Annotated in this window: 13 protein-coding genes; 4 read left to right on the forward strand and 9 right to left on the reverse strand. The window is 67.8% G+C overall.

The features are described from left to right. Nucleotides 1-78 precede the first annotated feature (78 nt). Nucleotides 79-1,392, forward strand: coding sequence for a lipopolysaccharide biosynthesis protein (locus AC3WLC_RS27860; protein ID WP_493687134.1), 1,314 nt, complete (start codon nt 79-81; stop codon nt 1,390-1,392). On the opposite strand, the gene AC3WLC_RS27865 is transcribed toward AC3WLC_RS27860, so the two are convergent. Beyond that, nucleotides 1,387-2,385, reverse strand: coding sequence for a glycosyltransferase family 2 protein (locus AC3WLC_RS27865; protein WP_493687135.1), 999 nt, complete (start codon nt 2,383-2,385; stop codon nt 1,387-1,389). The genes AC3WLC_RS27860 and AC3WLC_RS27865 overlap by 6 nt on opposite strands. A gap of 9 nt (nt 2,386-2,394) precedes the next feature. Beyond that, entirely contained in the window at nt 2,395-3,528 is a 1,134-nt protein-coding gene (locus tag AC3WLC_RS27870) for a GNAT family N-acetyltransferase (RefSeq protein WP_493687136.1), read from the reverse strand. 234 nt (nt 3,529-3,762) lie between these two features. Here AC3WLC_RS27870 and AC3WLC_RS27875 point away from each other — a divergent pair, with 234 nt between their 5' ends. Then, nucleotides 3,763-4,533 carry a DeoR/GlpR family DNA-binding transcription regulator gene (locus AC3WLC_RS27875; RefSeq protein WP_493687137.1) on the forward strand — a complete coding sequence of 257 codons (771 nt, stop codon included), beginning with the start codon at nt 3,763-3,765 and terminating at the stop codon, nt 4,531-4,533. Nucleotides 4,534-4,608: 75 nt separating this feature from the next. Beyond that, complete coding sequence (locus AC3WLC_RS27880; RefSeq protein ID WP_493687138.1) at nt 4,609-7,026, forward strand: GcvT family protein; 2,418 nt, start codon at nt 4,609-4,611, stop codon at nt 7,024-7,026. Between the two features lie 227 nt (nt 7,027-7,253). On the opposite strand, the gene AC3WLC_RS27885 is transcribed toward AC3WLC_RS27880, so the two are convergent. Together AC3WLC_RS27885 and pbfA are read right to left on the reverse strand one after the other, a co-directional pair. After that, nucleotides 7,254-8,264 (reverse strand): 2-hydroxyacid dehydrogenase, encoded by a 1,011-nt coding sequence (locus tag AC3WLC_RS27885; protein ID WP_493687139.1) that lies wholly within the window; start codon nt 8,262-8,264, stop codon nt 7,254-7,256. 9 nt (nt 8,265-8,273) lie between these two features. Further along, the gene (gene pbfA, locus AC3WLC_RS27890) at nt 8,274-9,635 is read right to left on the reverse strand and encodes a (R)-1-hydroxy-2-aminoethylphosphonate ammonia-lyase (RefSeq protein ID WP_493687140.1); all 1,362 of its coding nucleotides are present in this window, start codon (nt 9,633-9,635) and stop codon (nt 8,274-8,276) included. 144 nt (nt 9,636-9,779) lie between these two features. Between pbfA and AC3WLC_RS27895 the strand changes: the two genes are divergently transcribed. Next, nucleotides 9,780-10,673, forward strand: a complete 894-nt coding sequence (locus AC3WLC_RS27895) for a LysR substrate-binding domain-containing protein (RefSeq protein WP_493687141.1) — start codon at nt 9,780-9,782, stop codon at nt 10,671-10,673. A gap of 10 nt (nt 10,674-10,683) precedes the next feature. On the opposite strand, the gene AC3WLC_RS27900 is transcribed toward AC3WLC_RS27895, so the two are convergent. From AC3WLC_RS27900 to AC3WLC_RS27920, 5 genes are all read right to left on the reverse strand, one after another. Next, the gene (locus tag AC3WLC_RS27900) at nt 10,684-12,348 is read right to left on the reverse strand and encodes a Na/Pi cotransporter family protein (protein ID WP_493687142.1); all 1,665 of its coding nucleotides are present in this window, start codon (nt 12,346-12,348) and stop codon (nt 10,684-10,686) included. Nucleotides 12,349-12,367: 19 nt separating this feature from the next. Continuing rightward, nucleotides 12,368-14,083, reverse strand: coding sequence for a putative 2-aminoethylphosphonate ABC transporter permease subunit (locus AC3WLC_RS27905; protein WP_493687143.1), 1,716 nt, complete (start codon nt 14,081-14,083; stop codon nt 12,368-12,370). Further along, entirely contained in the window at nt 14,080-15,219 is a 1,140-nt protein-coding gene (locus tag AC3WLC_RS27910) for a putative 2-aminoethylphosphonate ABC transporter ATP-binding protein (protein WP_493687144.1), read from the reverse strand. Before AC3WLC_RS27910 ends, AC3WLC_RS27905 begins: the two co-directional genes overlap by 4 nt. 50 nt (nt 15,220-15,269) lie before the next feature. After that, complete coding sequence (locus AC3WLC_RS27915; protein WP_493687145.1) at nt 15,270-16,289, reverse strand: putative 2-aminoethylphosphonate ABC transporter substrate-binding protein; 1,020 nt, start codon at nt 16,287-16,289, stop codon at nt 15,270-15,272. Nucleotides 16,290-16,396: 107 nt separating this feature from the next. Beyond that, nucleotides 16,397-17,248: aldehyde dehydrogenase family protein (locus tag AC3WLC_RS27920; protein WP_493687146.1), on the reverse strand; the 852-nt coding region annotated here is incomplete at its 5' end.

Below are 17,248 nucleotides of genomic sequence, written 5' to 3' on the forward strand. Positions count from 1 at the left end.
CATAATTTCAGATATAAACAACGTGAGCGAAGTGAGACAGAAGGCGATTACCAAACCAAACTCACGGAGAATTATTTGGTGAAAATCGCGAAGGATATCGGCCAGAGCCTTCGAATCGCTCGCCCCAGCTTCGTCAACTACTTTCTGTCGAGCGGATCGCTGGCATCGGCCGGAATCTCGCAACTGCTGACCTTCACCATCCTGGCGCGCGCGCTCGGACCGGCCGAATTCGGCCTGTTTGTGCAGATCTCTGCCGTGACTGCGATCGCGGTCCAGTTTTGCGGCCTGGGCGCGTCCGACTGCCTGCTTCGCCGGGTCTCGCGCGAGCCCGAGAGCTATCCGAGCCTGCTCGGCCACAACCTCCTGCTGATCGGCCTCAGCGGAGCCGTGCTCGTCATCGGCGGCGTCGCAGCGATGTCGTTCTGGACCCGCCTGGGTTCAGGCCCCTCCGTCGACATTCCGACCCTGGCGCTGTTGTTCTTCGGCAATGTCGTTCTCGTGCGGTTGATCCTGCTCGTGGAGACCGCCTTCCTCGGGCTCGGCCGGGTTCATGCCGCCAACCGTTCTGTCGTCGGCTTCGCCGTCGCGCGTACGGCCACAGCCGCCCTCGCCTGCCTGCTGTTCAAGGTCTCGAGCCTGTCGGACTGGGCGCTCTGGCAGTGCGGCGGAAACCTGCTCTACGCCCTGCTCGCAGCCGTATCGCTCTTGCCGTTCCGCCGGCCCCGGCTCGCGATCCTGCGCGAGGAATTGCGCGCCGGCCTGCTGTTCGCATCGCAATTCGTCGGGCGGGCCATCCGTTCCAATGTCGACCTACTGGTGATCGGCCTGTTCACCCCGATCGAGACGGTCGGCAGCTATGGCGTCGCGAGACGGATCATGGACGCCAGCTATCTTTCGATCGATGCGCTCAACCGGCTGCTCTATCCGCGCCTGGCGCGCGAGAGCCGCGACGGCCTGCATCTCGCCTTGCCCACGGCCAAGCGAGCTTTGCTCGCGGCGCTCGCCCTCGGCGGTGCGACGGCGCTAACGCTGTTCATGCTGGCGCCCTGGCTACCGACCCTGTTCGGCCGCGACTACCACGATCTGCCATTCTTCCTGCGCTGCCTCTGCGGCACCATCATCCTCGTCGGCGCCTGGGCTGCGGCGGTTGACCTGCTCGGCGCCTCGGGCCGGCAGGATATGCGGGCCTGGATCCTCAACAGCGCCAACCTCGCCGGCAGCGTGCTGATCGCAGCCGCGACCGCATTGGCCGCCCCGATCGGCACCTTCGTCGCGCTCTATGTGATCGACGGCGCCATCGTCATCGCGGCCTGGCTGGTGCTGCTCCGCCTCGCTCGGCAGAGCCGGCTGCGGACGACCCAGCCCGCAGGGGACAGCCCCCTGCCCTCATGACCCCTCGCTGACGACCCGGCTCTCGATCCAGGCCCCCGGCGCCTTGCGCGCCTGGATAAAACCGAGCGGCAAGGCGGCGGCGTGGAACAGCCAGGCGACGACCGCATAGAGGCCGAGCGACAGGCTCCTCTGCCGCAGGCTCATCAAGCCGATGATGCCGGCGGTCAGGGCGAGATCGATCGCAAGTCCTAGGGCCGGGCTCGGCAGCACGAAGGGCAGCGCGATCATCGCCACCAGCCAGAGATAGACGATTCCCCAGAGCTTCAGCTCGGGCAGCTCGTCGACCAGCCGCTGCCATTGCGGCTGGCCGAGCGCGGCGCGCAGCACTTCGCCGATGCCGCGCAGATAGCCTGATCTCCAGCGCCGCAGCAGCAGCGCATAGGCGTTGATCGCGTGGCCGAAATGGCGGACGAAGCGTCGGTCGAGACGATGCAGGCTCCAGCCGCGCGCCCGCAGGCGCAGGCCGAGGTCGAATTCCTCATAGCCGTGCAGATTGCGATCCGACAGGTAGCCGGCCAGCTCGATGGACGCCCGGCGATAGAGGCCGCCGCCATTCATGCGGTCGATCGTGCCGATCCGGTTCTCCGGCGAGACCCGGCGCCCGCGCCTGACATATTCGAGGCTGGTGTCGTTCATCTCCTCGACATGACCGGTCACGCCGGCGGCGCGGGGATTGGCGCTGAGATATGACAGCGCTTCGGGCAGGAAGCCGGGATCGAGCAGCATGTCGCCGTCCATCAGGCAGATGAACGGCTCGCGGCTGTACTGGAAGCCGAGCTGGGGGCCGATGCCGCAGCTTGGCCGAATGCTCGGCTCGAGCTGGACGACCTGGATGGGATAGCGCGCCGCAATGGCGAGCGTTCCGTCGCGCGAGCCGCCATCGGCAACGATCACCTCGCCGCCAATCCCCTCCAGCGCCGCCAGCACGCTTTCGATCGCGGCGCCGATCCGCGCTTCCTCGTTCAGCGTCTTGAGGATGACCGAGACCGTCATCGCCCCGCCTCAGTTGAAGTCGCCGAGGAGCCGGCTCCAGTCCTCGCCGGCGAGGCCGCCGACATAGACATCGCCGCGCGCGACCGCGTCATTGATCTCCGGAACCCGCGTCAGCGCGACGGCAAAGGCCCGGTGCCGGAAAACGAGCCAGCGCTGCGAGGAGAGCCCGGCCATCAGGGCGAACTGCGCCCGGCCGCGCGCCTCGACATGGCCGGTCTCGTCGAGATGGCGGAACATCGCGCCGAGCACGGCTTGCTCTTGGCCGGGCAGCGACAGGACGTTGAGGATATGGGCGGTGCGCCCCGGCGCCGCGTAGTAGACGATGCTGCCGATCACCGCCCCGGTGCGATCGACGACGGCGCGGATCGTGAAGGCGCCGATCCCGGTGTTCTGCGCCGCCAGCGCGACCAGCCAGGAGAGCTCCTCCTCGCTCCAGAGCGGGCGCACCGCGTAATGGGCGACGAGCCGCGGCGCGTGCACGAGGAAATCGCGAACGGACATCTCGACGACCTCGGCGCCACCAGGCTCCGGGGTGCCCGCATCAGGCGACCGACGCCGCAGCAGCCCGTCGAGAGGACGCGCGAGGATGGAAAGGCCGAAGCGCCGGCCGCCCAGGAAGCGCTTGGCGAAGCGCCCGACCAGGGCCCCCACGGGACGGAAGCTGCGCACCCATTCCAGGTTCTGCACCGGGATCGGCTTGCCGCCGATCGCGAGGAGATGGTCGCGGCTCGTCGGCGAGGCGCTGTCGCAGAAAGCGAAATCAGCGCGCCGCGGCCGCAAGGCGAGGATGAGCTGCGCCGCCCCGGCGGCCTCGGCATCGGCCATGAAGACGCCGAGAAGCCGACCCGGCAGAACGTTTCCGCAAGCGACGAATCGCATCGGCACGGCCAGCAGTGCGCTGCGGATGCGCCCATCCTGCTGCTCATAGACCTGCGTGCCCAGCCTCTCGTCATGGGACGGAGAGGTCAGGGCCAGGGTGCATAGATAGTGCTGAAGCTCTTGATCCGCCGGCCTGTCCGCACCCCTGAAGATCTTCAGGAACAACCGGGCGACTGCGGGCACATCCGCCCCGGTCATCGGCCGGACCACACCCTTGCGCGAAAGGCGCGCGTGAACGGCTGTCGGCGGTTCGAGCAGTGACATCTAAGCTCCGGGCATCGGGCGAGACCGCGGACGCATCTGCTTGGTTGGATGATCTCGCCTTATGCAACTTATACGGTTAAATCGTAATCGATGCGTAAAATTGAGATAGGCGGAGCGCGTATGCCGCCCCGCGCCGGTTCGATTGCCAAGCGCGTGGCAACTCCATATGTCCGATCGGGTCTATTCCCTCGCTGGCCAGGACTTCCGCTGGCCAGGACTCCCGGTCTCGCTTCCATGACACGCGACATCGCTGCGCGGCGGCATCAGGCCATCCTGGCCACTCTCGACCAGCAGGGCTCGGTGACCGTCGAGGAGCTGGCCCAGGCGCTCAACGTCTCGCGCGAGACGGTCCGGCGCGACCTCAAGGCGCTGTCAGCGGGCGGCCTGCTCTCGGTCGTCCATGGCGGCGCAGTCCGGCATGAGCGTTCGGAGGCGTCCTTCGCCAGCCGCCGGACGGTGAACCGCACGGGCAAGGAGAAGATCGCCGATCTCGCCGTCTCGCTGCTCGGCGACGGTATGACCGTCCTGCTCGATTCCGGCACCACGACCGAGGCCCTCGCCCGCGCTATCGCGCGCTCGGACCGCAAGCGGCTGATCGTGCACACCACCTCGCTCGAGAACGCGCGGCTGATCAGCCGGCTGGCCGGCGCCCGCGTCTTCCTGATCGGCGGCGAATTCGACCGCAACGAGGACGCGACCAGCGGCGCCGAGACCCTGCGGGCGATCGCCCGTCTCTCCGCCGACATCGCCTTCGTCAGCGTCGGCGGCGTCGATCCCGATGGGCGCCTGACCGACTACACCCGCGCCGGCGCGGCGATCCGCAGCGCGCTGCTGGGTGCAGCCGAGCAGGGCTTCCTGATGGCCGACGCCAGCAAGTTCGGGCTCGTCCTGCCCAGCCGCATCGGCGGCGACGAACCCTGCGCCGGCCTCCTCGTCGACCAGGCTCCACCCGCGGCCATCGCCGCAAAACTGGCGGAACGAGGGGCCGCGGTGCGGATTTCTTGATTTGCCCGTTTTTGTGGTTTTTTGTTGTTTTATGAGTCTAGCCCGCTAGACTGTCCTCCATCGCGGAGGCATTCCATGTCCATTCCCACCCAGTCCCGTGTCGTCATCATCGGCGGCGGCATCATCGGCTGCTCGCTGGCCTATCACCTGACCAAGCTCGGCTGGCGCGACGTGCTGCTGCTGGAGCAGGGACGCCTGTCCTGCGGCACCACCTGGCATGCGGCCGGCCTCGTCGGCCAACTGCGCAGCCAGTCCAGCATGACCCGGCTGATCCGCTACTCGACCGAACTCTATGCCTCGCTCGAAAGCGAGACCGAGCTCGCTACCGGCTGGAAGCGCTGCGGCTCGGTCTCGGTCGCCCGCACGCCCGAGCGCATGACCCAGCTGCGCCGCACGATCTCGGCGGCCCGCGCCCAGGGCGTCGAGATCGAGGAGCTCAGCCCGAAGGAGGCCGGCGACAAATGGCCGGTGATGCGCACCGACGATCTCGTCGGCGGCGTCTGGCTTCCCGGCGACGGCAAGGCCAATCCATCCGACATCACTCAGGCGCTGGCGCGCGGCGCCCGCAATGGCGGCGCGATCGTGCGCGAGGGCGTCCGCGTCACCGGCGTGGAAACGGAGAAGGGCCGGGTCAAGGCCGTGCTCACCGACCAGGGCCGCGTCGAGTGCGAGGTGCTGGCGATCTGCGCCGGGCAGTGGTCGCGCGAGGTCGGGCGGATGTGCGGCGTCTCGGTGCCGCTGCACTCGGCCGAGCACATGTACATCGTCACCGGCAAGATCGAGGGCGTGACGCCCGACCTGCCGGTGATGCGCGATCCCGACGGCTACACCTACTACAAGGAGGAGGTCGGCGGCCTCGTCATGGGCGGCTTCGAGCCGGACGCCAAGCCCTGGGGCATGGACGGCATCCCCTACCCGTTCGAATTCCAGCTCCTGTCCGACGACTGGGACCAGTTCGCTATCCTGATGGAGAACGCGCTGCAGCGCGTGCCGGCTCTGGAGACGGCGCAGATCAAGACCTTCCTCAACGGCCCCGAGAGCTTCACGCCCGACAACAACTTCCTGCTCGGCGAGGCCCCGGAGGTCGCCGGCGTCTATGTCGGCGCGGGCTTCAACTCGATGGGCATCGCCTCGGCCGGCGGCGCCGGCCGCGCGCTGGCCGAATGGATCGTCGCGGGCGAGGCGACCAGCGATCTCTGGCCGGTCGACATCCGCCGCTTCGCCGATTTCAACAACAATCCGGCCTGGCTGAAGGACCGCATCAAGGAGACGCTCGGCCTGCACTACGCCATGCCCTGGCCGAACCGCGAGCTCGATACCGCAAGGCCCTTCCGACGCTCGCCGCTCTATGATCGCCTCGCCGCCAAGGGCGCCGTCTTCGGCTCGAAGATGGGCTGGGAGCGCGCCAACTATTTTGCCCGCAGCGCAGACGAGCGCACGATCCGCTACTCCTTCGGGCCGCAGAACTGGTTCGAGACGGTGACTGCCGAGCATCGTGCCTGCCGCGAGGCCGCCGGGCTCGTCGACATGAGCAGCTTCGCCAAGTTCCTGCTGCAGGGACCGCAGGCCGAGGCCGCACTGCAGCGCCTTGCCGCCAACGACGTCGCCGTGCCGGTCGGCACCTCCGTCTACACCGCCTTGCTCAACGGGCGCGGCACCTTCGAGAGCGATCTCACCGCCGCCCGCATCGCGCCCGATGCCTATCTGCTCCTGACCGGCACCGCCCAGGCGACGCGCGACGCGCATTGGATCAGGCGGCAACTGCCGGACGGCGCGACGCTGACGGACGTGACCTCCGCCTATGCCGTGCTCTCGCTCGCCGGGCCGAAGGCGGCGGAAATCCTCAGCCGCGTCAGCCCGGTCTCGTTCGACCTCGCCGACTTCCCGGCCAACGCCATCCGCCAGATCACGATCGGCTATGCCACGACATGGGCCTGCCGCCGCTCTTATCTCGGCGATGGCTTCGAGCTCTATGTGCCCGCCGAGTTCACAGCCGCGATCTACGAGGCGCTGCACGAGGCGGGTGCCGATCTCGGCCTCCGTGATGTCGGCTACTACGCGGTCGACTCGCTACGCATCGAGAAGGGCTTCCGCGCCTGGGGGCGCGAGCTGACTCCCGACGTCAACCCTTATGAGGCCGGGCTCGGCTTCGCGGTGAAGCTGAACAAGGGCGACTTCATCGGCCGCGAGGCGCTGGTGGCTGCGCGCGCGGCGCCGCGGAGCAAGCGTCTCATCGCTTTGGTCGGGCCCTGCCCGGACGGGCAGATGGCCTGGGGCGGCGAGGCGATCCTGGCCGACGGCCAGCCGGTCGGCGAGATCACCTCAGCAGCGTTCGGCGCGAGTCTCGACGGCATCGTCGCGCTCGGCTGGGCGCAGGGCGACGAGGCGATCGACCAGGCCTGGCTCGATGCCCGCAGCTGGGCGATCGACCTCGCCGGGACCACGGTTCCCGTCACTGCCAGCCTCGCGGCGCCGCTGGACCGCGGCTCATAGCACACTTTGGGTCGACCTTTCCCATCATTCCATGCCGAGGTCCGGCCGAATAGGCGCGGGGAACCCCTCTCCTGGAAGGAGAGGGGCAGGGGTGAGGTGTTCGGAAGGGAAATTGTCGGCCTGAACCCGGCCGCGCGGTGAGCGTTCGCGGAACTGGTTTAGCGGCCGACACCTCACCCTGCCCTCTCCTTCCAGGAGAGGGTTCCCCGCGCCTCTGTCATATCTGATCAGGCAAACACGACGTTCCGCCTCTGCGCCCGCAGGCGCGGATCGTGCGAGCGGATCTGCACCGGCTTGTCGTCCAGGACCTCGAAGCAGCGCGCCAGGGTGTCGTCGGAGAGCCGCTGCATCGCCTCAACGGTGAAGAAGGTCAGGTGCGGGAACAGGATGACGTCGTCGCGCCCGAAGAGCGGGCTGAGCAGATGCCCCTGCCGGGCGAGCGGCTCCTGACTGTAGACATCGAGGCCGACCCCGCCGAGCCGGCCGGCCAGCACTGTCTCGACCAGTGCCGCCTCGTCGATCAGCGCGCCGCGCGAGACGTTGACGAGGATGGCGCCGGGCTTGAGGCAAGCCAGTTCCGCCCGGCCGAGGATATGACGGGTCGCGTCGTTCAGGACGCTATGCAGCGAAATGAAGTCGCATTGCCGCAACATCGCGTGGAGGTCGTCGACCTTCTCGATTCCCGAAGCAGCCATGGCGTCGGCGCCGACATGCGGATCGTACCCGAGGACGCTGGCCCGGAAGCCCAGCCCCGCCATCCGCGCCATGCTGCGCCCGATCTTGCCGGTGCCGACCAGCCCGAGCGTTGCGCCGGCGATGTCGCGGCCGAGCCAGCGCTGCGCCGGCCAGATCCAGCCCTCGCTCTGCATGGCGCGGCCGATCTCGGGCATCCGCCTGGCGAGCGCGATCATCAGGGCGAACGCGCCTTCCGCGACCGTCTCCTCGGCATATTCGGGCACGTTGACGACCGGAATGCCGCGAGCCATCGCCGCCGGGATATCGATCGCGTCGATGCCGACGCCGTATTTGACGATGCCCTTGAGCCTGCCGGCCGCGGCGATCACCCGCGCCGTGATCGGCGTGTAGCACATCAGCAGGAGGTCGGCCTCAGTGACCTCCCGCGCCAGCGCCTCCTCGGAAATCCCGTCGGGCAGCGTGACGAGCTCGACGCCGCGGGCGCGCAGGCCAGCGTCGATCTCAGGGCATTCCAGTTCCCGGTCTGTGCGGACAGCCTTCATCACCGCCCCTTAGCCCGCCAGGATCGCCTGCTCGACGATGTCGAGCGCTTGGTCGAGCTCAGCTTGCGTGATCACCATCGGCGGCGACAAGGTGAGCACATTGCCCTGGCTGATCTTGAAGCTCAGCCCGCCCTCCAGGCAGCGATAATAGACCCGCTCGGCCAGAGCATTGTCCGGCGTGAAATTGGCGCGGTCCTTGACCAGCTCGACCCCGAACAGCAGGCCGCGCCCGCGGACATCGCCGACCGACGGGCAGCGCTCGCTAAAACTCCGCAGGCGCTCCATCGCATGGGCGCCGAGCTCGGCCGCCCGTTCGGTCAGCCCCTCCTCGCGGATGATCTCGATCGTCGTCAGCGCCGCACGGGTGGTGACCGGGTTCTTCTCATGGGTGTAGTGGCCGATGGCGTAGCCGCCGGCGACGTCGAGATCGCGACGGGCGATCACCGCAGCGATCGGCAGGATGCCGCCACCCAGCGCCTTGCCGAGCACGACCATGTCCGGCTGCACCCCGTCATGCTCATGGGCGAAGAAGCGCCCAGTCTTGCCGAGCCCGGTCGGGATCTCGTCGAAGATCAGCAGCGTGCCGTGCCGGTCGCAGGCTTCGCGCACGCTCTTCCAGAAGCCGGGCGCCGGCGGATAGGGCGTCGCCCGCATCGGCTCGGCGACGACGGCGGCGATGTCCCCTTCTTTCGCCAGCACATAGGAGATCATCCTGGCGCAGGCGCGGGCCGAATCTTCGAGATTGTCGTGGCCATAGGCGCAGTTGCGCGTGCCCCAGGGCGCGACATGCTCGGCGCCGGGCAGAAGCGGGCCGGCGATGCCAGAGCGGAAGGTCGCTTCGCCACCGACGCTCGAGGCGCCGAAGCCGGCGCCATGGAAGGCGTCCCAGAAAGACAGGGTCTTGAACCGGCCGGTCGCGGCGCGCGCGAGCCGCAGCGCGACCTCGATCGCATCCGAGCCGCCGGTGGTGAAGAGCACCTTGCCGAGATCGCCCGGCGCCAATCGCCCGAGCGTCTCGGCGAGCTCGACCGCGGGCTCGCAGGTGAAGCGGCGCGGCGAAAAGCAGAGATCGTCGAGCTGCTGCTTGATCGCCGCCTTGAGGCGCGGATGGCCGTAGCCGATATGGTGGACGCTGTTGCCATGGAAATCCATGTAGCGGCGCCCCATCGTGTCCTCGATCCAGATGCCCTCCGCTTTGGCGATGGCGGTGAGGCAGGGGCTCGACAGGCTCTGGTGCAGGAAGGCTGCGGAATCGCGCGCCAGCAGCTCGCGCGTCGCCGCGTCGCCGATGCCGGCGTTCCAGTCGCCGCGTGCAGGCGAGGTGTTGGACTCGCCCTCAGTGTGAACGATCGCAGATGCTTCGGCGCGCATGACAAGGTCCCGTTTCATGCGCCTGCCCGGCGCTTTGGAACGAAGAATGGCAGCAGCTCATCGATCTGAAAAATCGTTAATTCATATCCTCTGATAAATTTCAGCGATATCATGCTAACTCACTCCGAACGGGGTCGTGTTCTCATGCGCTATGTCCAGCTCCGCGCCTTCCACCAGGTCGCGCTGACCGGCGGCTTCTCCAAGGCGGCGCAGGCGCTGCATCTCACCCAGCCGGCGATCTCCGATCAGGTCCGGCGGCTGGAGGAGGAATACGACGTCGCTTTGTTCAGCCGGCGCCATCGCCAGATCGTCCTGACCCCGGCGGGCCACCGCCTTCTCGCCGTCACACACCGCCTGTTCGGCGCCGAAGGCGAGGCGCTGGAGCTGCTGCAGGAGGAGCGCTCGCTGCGGACGGGCGCGCTGCGCATCGTCGCCGATTCCGTCCAGCATGTGCTCGACGTGCTGACAGCCTTTCGTGAGCGCCATCCCGGCATCCAGGTCAGCGTCGCGCGCGGCAATACCGGCAGCATCGTCGAGATGCTGACCGGCTACGAGGCCGATATCGGCGTGCTCGGCGAACTCGGCGACGAGCGCCCCTTCGAGGTCCTGCCGCTCAACGTCTCGCCGATCATCGCCTTCGCCGCCCGCAATCACCCGGCTGCCACTCGAGCGAACCTCTCGCTGGCTGAACTGAGCGACTGGCCGCTGATCATGCGCGAGCCAGGCTCGCGCACCCGCCAGATGCTGGAGCAGCGAGCGACGGACAGTGGCATCGCGCTCAGCTACGCGGTCGAAGCGGAGGGTCGCGAGGCCGTCCGGGCGATCGTGGCAGCGGGAGGCGGTATCGGCTTCGTCTCCGCAGCGGAGTTCGGCGAGGACGATCCGCGCCTTGTTCGCATTCCGCTCGACGGCCCGCCGCTCCTGATGCGGGAGGCGCTGATCTGCCTGCACGAGCGCCGCAACAGCAAGGCGATTCAGGCCTTCTTCGCGACCGCGAGGGCGCTGCGCGGTCGATCCGATCAGCCCGCGGTCGCCTAGCGCGATCGCCTCACTCCGCCGCGCGCAGGAGCCGGCTGCCGATCAGGGCTCCCTTCTGCTCCAGCAGCCCGTGCACGGTCGCGGCGATATGGGCGTCGATCCGCTTGAGGTCGCGCGTGATGTCGAGCTGCAGCGCGCTGACGATGACGGCCTCGCGCTGGCCGGTGCGCATCTCGGCGAGATGCGACTCGATCGCCTCGCGCTCCAGCCCGCGGAAGGTCTCCTTCTCGCGCACGATCCGGCGCGCCGTCGGCTCGTCCTCGGAGATGAAGACGGTGATCGCGAGGCGCAGGTGATCGCGCAGCCGCTGGTGCATGTCGGCGATGCGCTCCAGCGCCTCGGGCGGCAGCCGGCGCTGGTCGCGGATGCGCTTGCCGGCCATCTGCATCAGGTTCTTCTCGACGATGTCGCCGATATGCTCAAGGTTGATCGCCAGCACCAGCACCGCCGAGAGCCGGCGCTCATCCGCTTCCGACAGGGCCGTCTCGGCGATCGCGCCGACATAGAGCTGGATGTGGTTGAACAGGCTGTCGAGCACATCGTCGGCGCGGCTCACCGCAGCAACCCTGGCGAGATCGTCGCCTTCAAAGGCGGCGAGCGAGGTCTTGAGCATGTCGTCGACGACATCGACCATGCGCAGCACCTCGCGGGTGGCATTGGAGAGCGCGATGGTCGGCGTCGCCAAAGCGGATTTGTCGAGATAGCGCGAGCGCGACGGGTCGGCCTCAGGGGCAGGCTCGGGCAGGAGGCGCATCAGCAGCCGCGCGATCGCAGGCAGCGGCACCAGGAAGAGCGCCGCCATCGCAAGGTTGAAGGCAAGATGGAACAGGGCCGCCGCCTGCGCCGGTGCAAGGCCGAGCTGCCCGACGAGCTTTGTCAGCAAGGGCAATAGCGCCAGCCCGAGCAGGCAGCCCAGGACCCGGTTGGCGATATTGCCAAGCGGCACCCGGCGCGCCGCGGCATTGCCCTTCAGCGCCTGGACGAGCGGGTTCAGAGCCGTGCCCAGATTGCAGCCCAGCACCATCGCCAGCATGGTCGGCGTGCCGATCACGCCGGTGGCGGCAAGGCTCATCACGATCAGGATCGCTGCGAGCGAGGAATGGGCGGCGAAGCTTAGGGCAGCCGCCAGCAGCAGGGCGATCAGCGGGTCGTCGGACAGCGAGCCGAGTACGGTGCGCAGCACCTGCGAATGCTCGACCGGCCCCATCGTGCCCTGCATCAGCCGCAGCGACAGCAGCATCAGACCGATGCCGAAGAGCGCCTTCGCCGTTTCCCGGGCCGGCAGCCGCCCGAAGCGCCGCATGCCGGCATAGCCCGCCAGGATCAGCAGCGGCACGAGCGTGCTCGTGTCGAAGCTGACGAACTGGACGATCAGCGTCGTGCCGACATTGGCGCCGAGCATCATCGCCAGCGCCGGCGCCAAGGCGATCAGCCCCGCTCCCGAGAAGGACGCGATCATCATCGCCGTGGCGGTGCTGGACTGCAGGCCGGCCGTCACCAGCACCCCGGCCCCGAAGGCACGCCAGCGGCTGTCGAGGCCAGTCGCCAATACGGCGCGCAGGCGGCTGCCGAAGGCGGCGGAGATGCCCGCCGTCACCATCTGCACGCTCCAGAGCAGCAGCGCGACCTCGCCGGCGAGCGCGAGCAGGATCTGGGTCGGCGTCTGTCCGGTCATGGCGACGCGTCCGGAAGAGCTAGCGCTGCCGCCAGCGCTGCAGGCGGCCGAACACCAGCCGGTCGAGCCCGACATGGGCGAGCTTGACGGCGATGGCGGTCAGCATGATCACGCTCGCCATGCCGGCGGCCGAGGCGATGGCGCCGGCCTCGTCCATGTGGACGATGGCGATCGAGGCGAGCTTGGTGTCGGCCCCGTAGAGGAAGATCACGGCCGAGACCGTGGTCAGCGCGTTGACGAAGACATAGACGGCGATGTCGAGGATCGCCGGCAGGCAGATCGGCGCGGTGACGCGGCGAAAGGTCGACCAGAACGGCACCTTGAGCGAGGCGGAAACCGATTCGAACTCGCCGTCGATCTGCTTCAGGCTGGTCAGGGCGGTGATGTGCCCGACCGTGTAGAAATGGGCGATGGTGTTGATCACCAGGATCGTCAGCGTCCCGTAGAGAACGTTGAGCGGGTTCCAGCCGGCATTGAAGAAGAAGACATAGCCGAGACCAAGCACGAGCCCGGGCACCGCCATCGGCAGCATCGCCAGGAACTGGGCGAAGGCGCGCAGGCGCGGGAACAGCTTCAGCTTCTCGATCAGATAGGCCCCGGTGAAGATCAGCGCGGTGCCGATCACCGCCGTCAGCGAGGCCAGCAGCAGCGAATTGCCATAGGTCGTCCAGCCTTCGGGGTCGACGGCGGCGAAATCGTAATTGTTCAGCGTCAGCGACAGGTTATAGGGCCAGTATTTGACGAAGGAGCCCCAGATCGCGATGCCGTAGGGGCCGACGATGGCGAGCGCCATCACGCTGACGAAGGTAAGGAGCGCAAGGTCCCGGCGCCGCTCGGGCCGCGGCGAATACGGCACGGCGCGGGCCGAGAGCATGGCGCTCTGGCGGCGTTGGACGGCGCGGTCGACGAAGAAGGCGAGCACGGCCGGCACCAAGAGGATGATGCCGACGACGGCGCCCATCGGGAAGTTCTGCTGGCCGACGACCTGGCGATAGGCATCTGTCGCGAGCACGCTGAACTGCCCGCCGATCACCTTGGGAATGCCGAAATCGGTGATCACCAGGGTGAAGACCACGAAGGCCGCGCTGATCACGCCATAGCGCGCACCCGGCAGCGTGATCGTGTGGAAGATGCGCCAGCGCGTCGTGCCCATCGCCTCGGCTGCCTCGCGCAGCCGCCCGTCGGAGAGGCTGAGCGCCGTCACCAGGATCAGCACGGCATGGGGAAAGCTGTAGAGCGCCTCGGCCCCGATGATGCCGACCGGCCCGTACAGCGAGGCGCCCATCATCCAGGATTTGAGCAGGCCCTGATTGCCGAAGATGTAGATCAGCGCCAAGCCCGAGAGCAGCGAGGGCGCGAAGACCGGCACCATCGCCGCGGCATAGAACAGGCCCCGGCCGGGAATGCAGCTGCGGCGCAAGGCATAAGCGTAGAGGAAGGCGAGTGGCAGCACGATTCCCGTGGTCACGCTGGCGACGAGCACGCTGTTGGTCAGCGAGGAGAGCAGCGTCGGCGTCGTCGCATAGCTGACGAAGTTCGCCAGCCCGACGAAACGGCCCTGGGTATCCTCGAGGCTCTTGGAGAGCAGCGCCCAGAGCGGCAAGGCGATGATCAGGATGAGCGCCGCGCAGAGCGCCAGGATCAGCACGCCGGCGACATGGCGTTCGCTGAGCCGCGGCGGCGAGATCTTCACGGTGGCGTCGGTCATCGTCAGCGGTGTCGCGGCATGGCTCATCGACCACCCCCGGCAAAGACGTGCAGCGACTCCGGCGGGAAGGCGACCGTGCGCACCTGCCCCGGCAGGATGCCGAGGTCGCGCATCGCATTGGTCGAGAAATCGGCGGCGATCCGGGTCGAGCGCGAATTCGTCGGCTCCAGATGCGCCCGGCAATAGGAACCGAGGAAGGAGAGGTCGCCGATCGTCGCATCGAAGCGGTTGGGCGTCTCGGCCGTGATCGAGCGGGTTCGCACCTCCTCGGGACGCATGGCGAGCCGCACCGGCGTACCCGCGGTGAAGGACGCGGCATTGGCGACGAGCAGGTCGAGTTCGCCGACCCGCACCCGGCCCGGCCCGGTGACGATGGCGTCGAGGAAGGTCATGTGGCCGACGAAGTCGGCGACGAAGGGCGTGCCTGGGCGGCGATAGATCTCCTCGGGCGTGCCGACCTGCTCGACGGCGCCGTCGCTCATCACGACGATGCGGTCGGCCATGGCGAGCGCTTCCTCCTGGTCGTGCGTGACCATGATCGTGGTCACGCCCAGGCGCTGCTGCAGGGAGCGCATCTCGTCGCGCAGCCTGATCCTGACCTTGGCGTCGAGCGCCGAGAGCGGCTCGTCGAGCAGCAGGAGCTCCGGCGCGGTCGCGAGTGCGCGGGCCAGGGCGACGCGCTGCTGCTGGCCGCCCGAAAGCTGGATCGGGTATTTCTTGCTCTGCTCGGGCAGGCCGACGAGCGCAAGCAGTTCCTCGACGCGCCGGGTGATCTCGGCCGACGGGCGGCGGCGGTTGACCAGGCCATAGCCGACATTGTCGGCGACGGTCAGGTTCGGGAACAGCGCATAGGACTGGAAGACGATGCCGAAATCGCGCTCGGCAGGGCTCGCGCGGGAGACGTCGCGCCCGCCCATCTGGATGCTGCCGCTATCCTGCAAGTCGAGGCCGGCGATGGCGCGCAGCAAGGTGGTCTTGCCGCAGCCCGACGGGCCGAGGAAGCAGACGAACTCGCCGCGGTGGATGTCGAGATCGATGCTGCGCAGGGCCTGGAAGGCGCCGAAGCTCTTGGCGAGCTTGCGGATCGAGATAAACGGAGCCGTGTTCGTGCTCATCTTGCCGACCTTCATCTGAACGCGCAGCGACAACTTCGGGGCCTGCATGAAACGCGCCGGCCTGGCCCGCCGCAGCGGGCCAGGCCGGCGCCATGGCGTCAGTTCTTCGGCGCCGCCTTGGACTCGTAGCGCTTCGACCACTCGGCAAGGACACGGTCGCGATTATCCGCCATCCAGGACAGGTCGTTCCGGATCATCCCGGCTTCGGCGTTGGCGGGATAGTTGGCCGGCTTGTTCTCGACCCCCCGCGCGGCAACGATGGCATAGGTCTTCGAATAGAGCTCGTTGGCGTCCTTCGTCGCCGACCAGTCGGCGATCTTCTTGGCAACGGCGAGGTTCTTGCTGCCCTTGACGATGGCGCTCGCCTCCATCTCCCAGCCGACACCTTCCTTCGGGATCACCACCTCGATCGGCGCGCCCTTGCTCTTCTCGGAGGCGCCGCGCATGTCGAGCGCCAGGCCGACGGTGCGCTCGCCGCGCGCCGCCTGGACGCAGGGCGCCGAGCCGGAGTGCAGATAGGCGGCGATATTCTCGTGCAGGCCGTCCATGAACTTCCAGCCCTCGGCCTCGCCCATGCTCTGCAGCCAGCCGGCGACCATCAGATAGCCGGTGCCGGACGAGGCCGGATGCGGCATCACGATCTTGCCCTTGAGCGCCGGGTTGAGCAGGTCCTTCCAGGAGGTCGGTACCGCAACGCCCTTGGCCTCGGCGGTGTTGAAGCAGACGACGCCGAGATAGGCGTCCATGCCGGTCCAGGTGTAGGGCTCGTTGGCGTCGCGGAAGACCGGCTTCAGCGCGTCGGCGCCGGCGGGCTTGTAGGCTTCGAGCAGCCCGGCCTTCTCGAACATCAGGAGGCTCGACGCCGCCAGGCCCATCACCATGTCGGCCCGCGGATTGTCCTTCTCGGCCAGGAAGCGGGCGGTGATGACGCCGGTGGAATCGCGGACCCAGACCACATCGGCCTCGGGCACGGCCTTCTCGATCGACGCCTTGAACGGCGCGAGCTGGTCGTTCTCCAGGGCGGTGTAGACCGTGACCTTCGTCTTCTGCGCCTGGGCGACGCCAGGAAGCGCCAGCGCAAAGGCGCCGACGAGGCAGGTAGCAAGCCAGTTCTTCATGTTCTCATCCCCTCGTTGAGATCGGTTTGAACGCTCTTTCGACGTTTCTTTGTTTTCACATGCAAAAAACGCAGGCGGATCGCTCCGCCTGCGTTGATCTTCTTAGGTCACGCGTTCCATGGCATTGACCATGTCTTGACGTTAGTGAAGGACTTCATGGCCTCGACGACGCCCTCCTTGTAGCCGAGGCCGGAGTCCTTGATGCCGCCGAAGGGCGACATCTCGATCCGGTAGCCCGGGACCTCCCAGAGATTGACGGTACCGACCTCCAGCTCGGCGACGAAGCGCTGGATGTAGTCGTAGCGGTTGGTGCAGATGCCGGACGACAGGCCATAGGCGGTCGAATTCGAGATGCGGATGACCTCGGCGATGTCGTTCGGCACGCGGATGATCGGGATGACCGGGCCGAAGGTCTCCTCGTGCACGAGCTCGCAGGTGTAGGGGATCCTGTCGACCACGGTCGGGTGGAACAGCGCCCCTTCCGCCCGCTTGCCGTAGAGGACCTGCGCGCCCTTCGTCACGGCGTCGTCGACACGGGCCTGGAAGAGCGCGGCCGAGCGGGCGTTGATGACGGTGCCGACATCGGTCGCCGGGTCCATCGGATCGCCGCATCTGAGCTTCCTGGCCTTCTCGACGACGAGCCTGGCGAAGGCTTCGGCGACGTTCTCGACCACCAGGATGCGCTTCACCGCGGTGCAGCGCTGGCCGGAGTTCTTGGTCGCGCCGGTGACGGCAAGCTCGGCCGCCTTGTCGAGATCGGCGTCCTCCATGACGATCAGCGGGTCGTTGCCACCGAGTTCGAGCACGATGCGCTTGTAGCCGGCGGTCGCGGCGATGTGCTTGCCGACCCGGACCGAGCCGGTGAAGGTCACCAGATCCGCGTCGGGATCGGTGATCATCGCATCGCCCATGGTCGAGGGATTGCCGGTGACCACCGAGAGCATCTCCGGCGGCAGGCC

The sequence above is a fragment of the Allobosea sp. GW821-FHT03A12 genome, assembly GCF_058986765.1.

Excerpts from the sequence above, each read along its gene's own strand:
- AC3WLC_RS27865 (WP_493687135.1), bottom strand. The coding sequence starts at position 2,385 with ATGACGGTCTCGGTCATCCTCAAGACGCTGAACGAGGAAGCGCGGATC.
- AC3WLC_RS27870 (WP_493687136.1), bottom strand. The coding sequence starts at position 3,528 with ATGTCACTGCTCGAACCGCCGACAGCCGTTCACGCGCGCCTTTCGCGC.
- AC3WLC_RS27875 (WP_493687137.1), top strand. The coding sequence starts at position 3,763 with ATGACACGCGACATCGCTGCGCGGCGGCATCAGGCCATCCTGGCCACT.
- AC3WLC_RS27880 (WP_493687138.1), top strand. The coding sequence starts at position 4,609 with ATGTCCATTCCCACCCAGTCCCGTGTCGTCATCATCGGCGGCGGCATC.
- AC3WLC_RS27885 (WP_493687139.1), bottom strand. The coding sequence starts at position 8,264 with ATGAAGGCTGTCCGCACAGACCGGGAACTGGAATGCCCTGAGATCGAC.
- pbfA (WP_493687140.1), bottom strand. The coding sequence starts at position 9,635 with ATGCGCGCCGAAGCATCTGCGATCGTTCACACTGAGGGCGAGTCCAAC.
- AC3WLC_RS27895 (WP_493687141.1), top strand. The coding sequence starts at position 9,780 with ATGCGCTATGTCCAGCTCCGCGCCTTCCACCAGGTCGCGCTGACCGGC.
- AC3WLC_RS27900 (WP_493687142.1), bottom strand. The coding sequence starts at position 12,348 with ATGACCGGACAGACGCCGACCCAGATCCTGCTCGCGCTCGCCGGCGAG.
- AC3WLC_RS27905 (WP_493687143.1), bottom strand. The coding sequence starts at position 14,083 with ATGAGCCATGCCGCGACACCGCTGACGATGACCGACGCCACCGTGAAG.
- AC3WLC_RS27910 (WP_493687144.1), bottom strand. The coding sequence starts at position 15,219 with ATGCAGGCCCCGAAGTTGTCGCTGCGCGTTCAGATGAAGGTCGGCAAG.
- AC3WLC_RS27915 (WP_493687145.1), bottom strand. The coding sequence starts at position 16,289 with ATGAAGAACTGGCTTGCTACCTGCCTCGTCGGCGCCTTTGCGCTGGCG.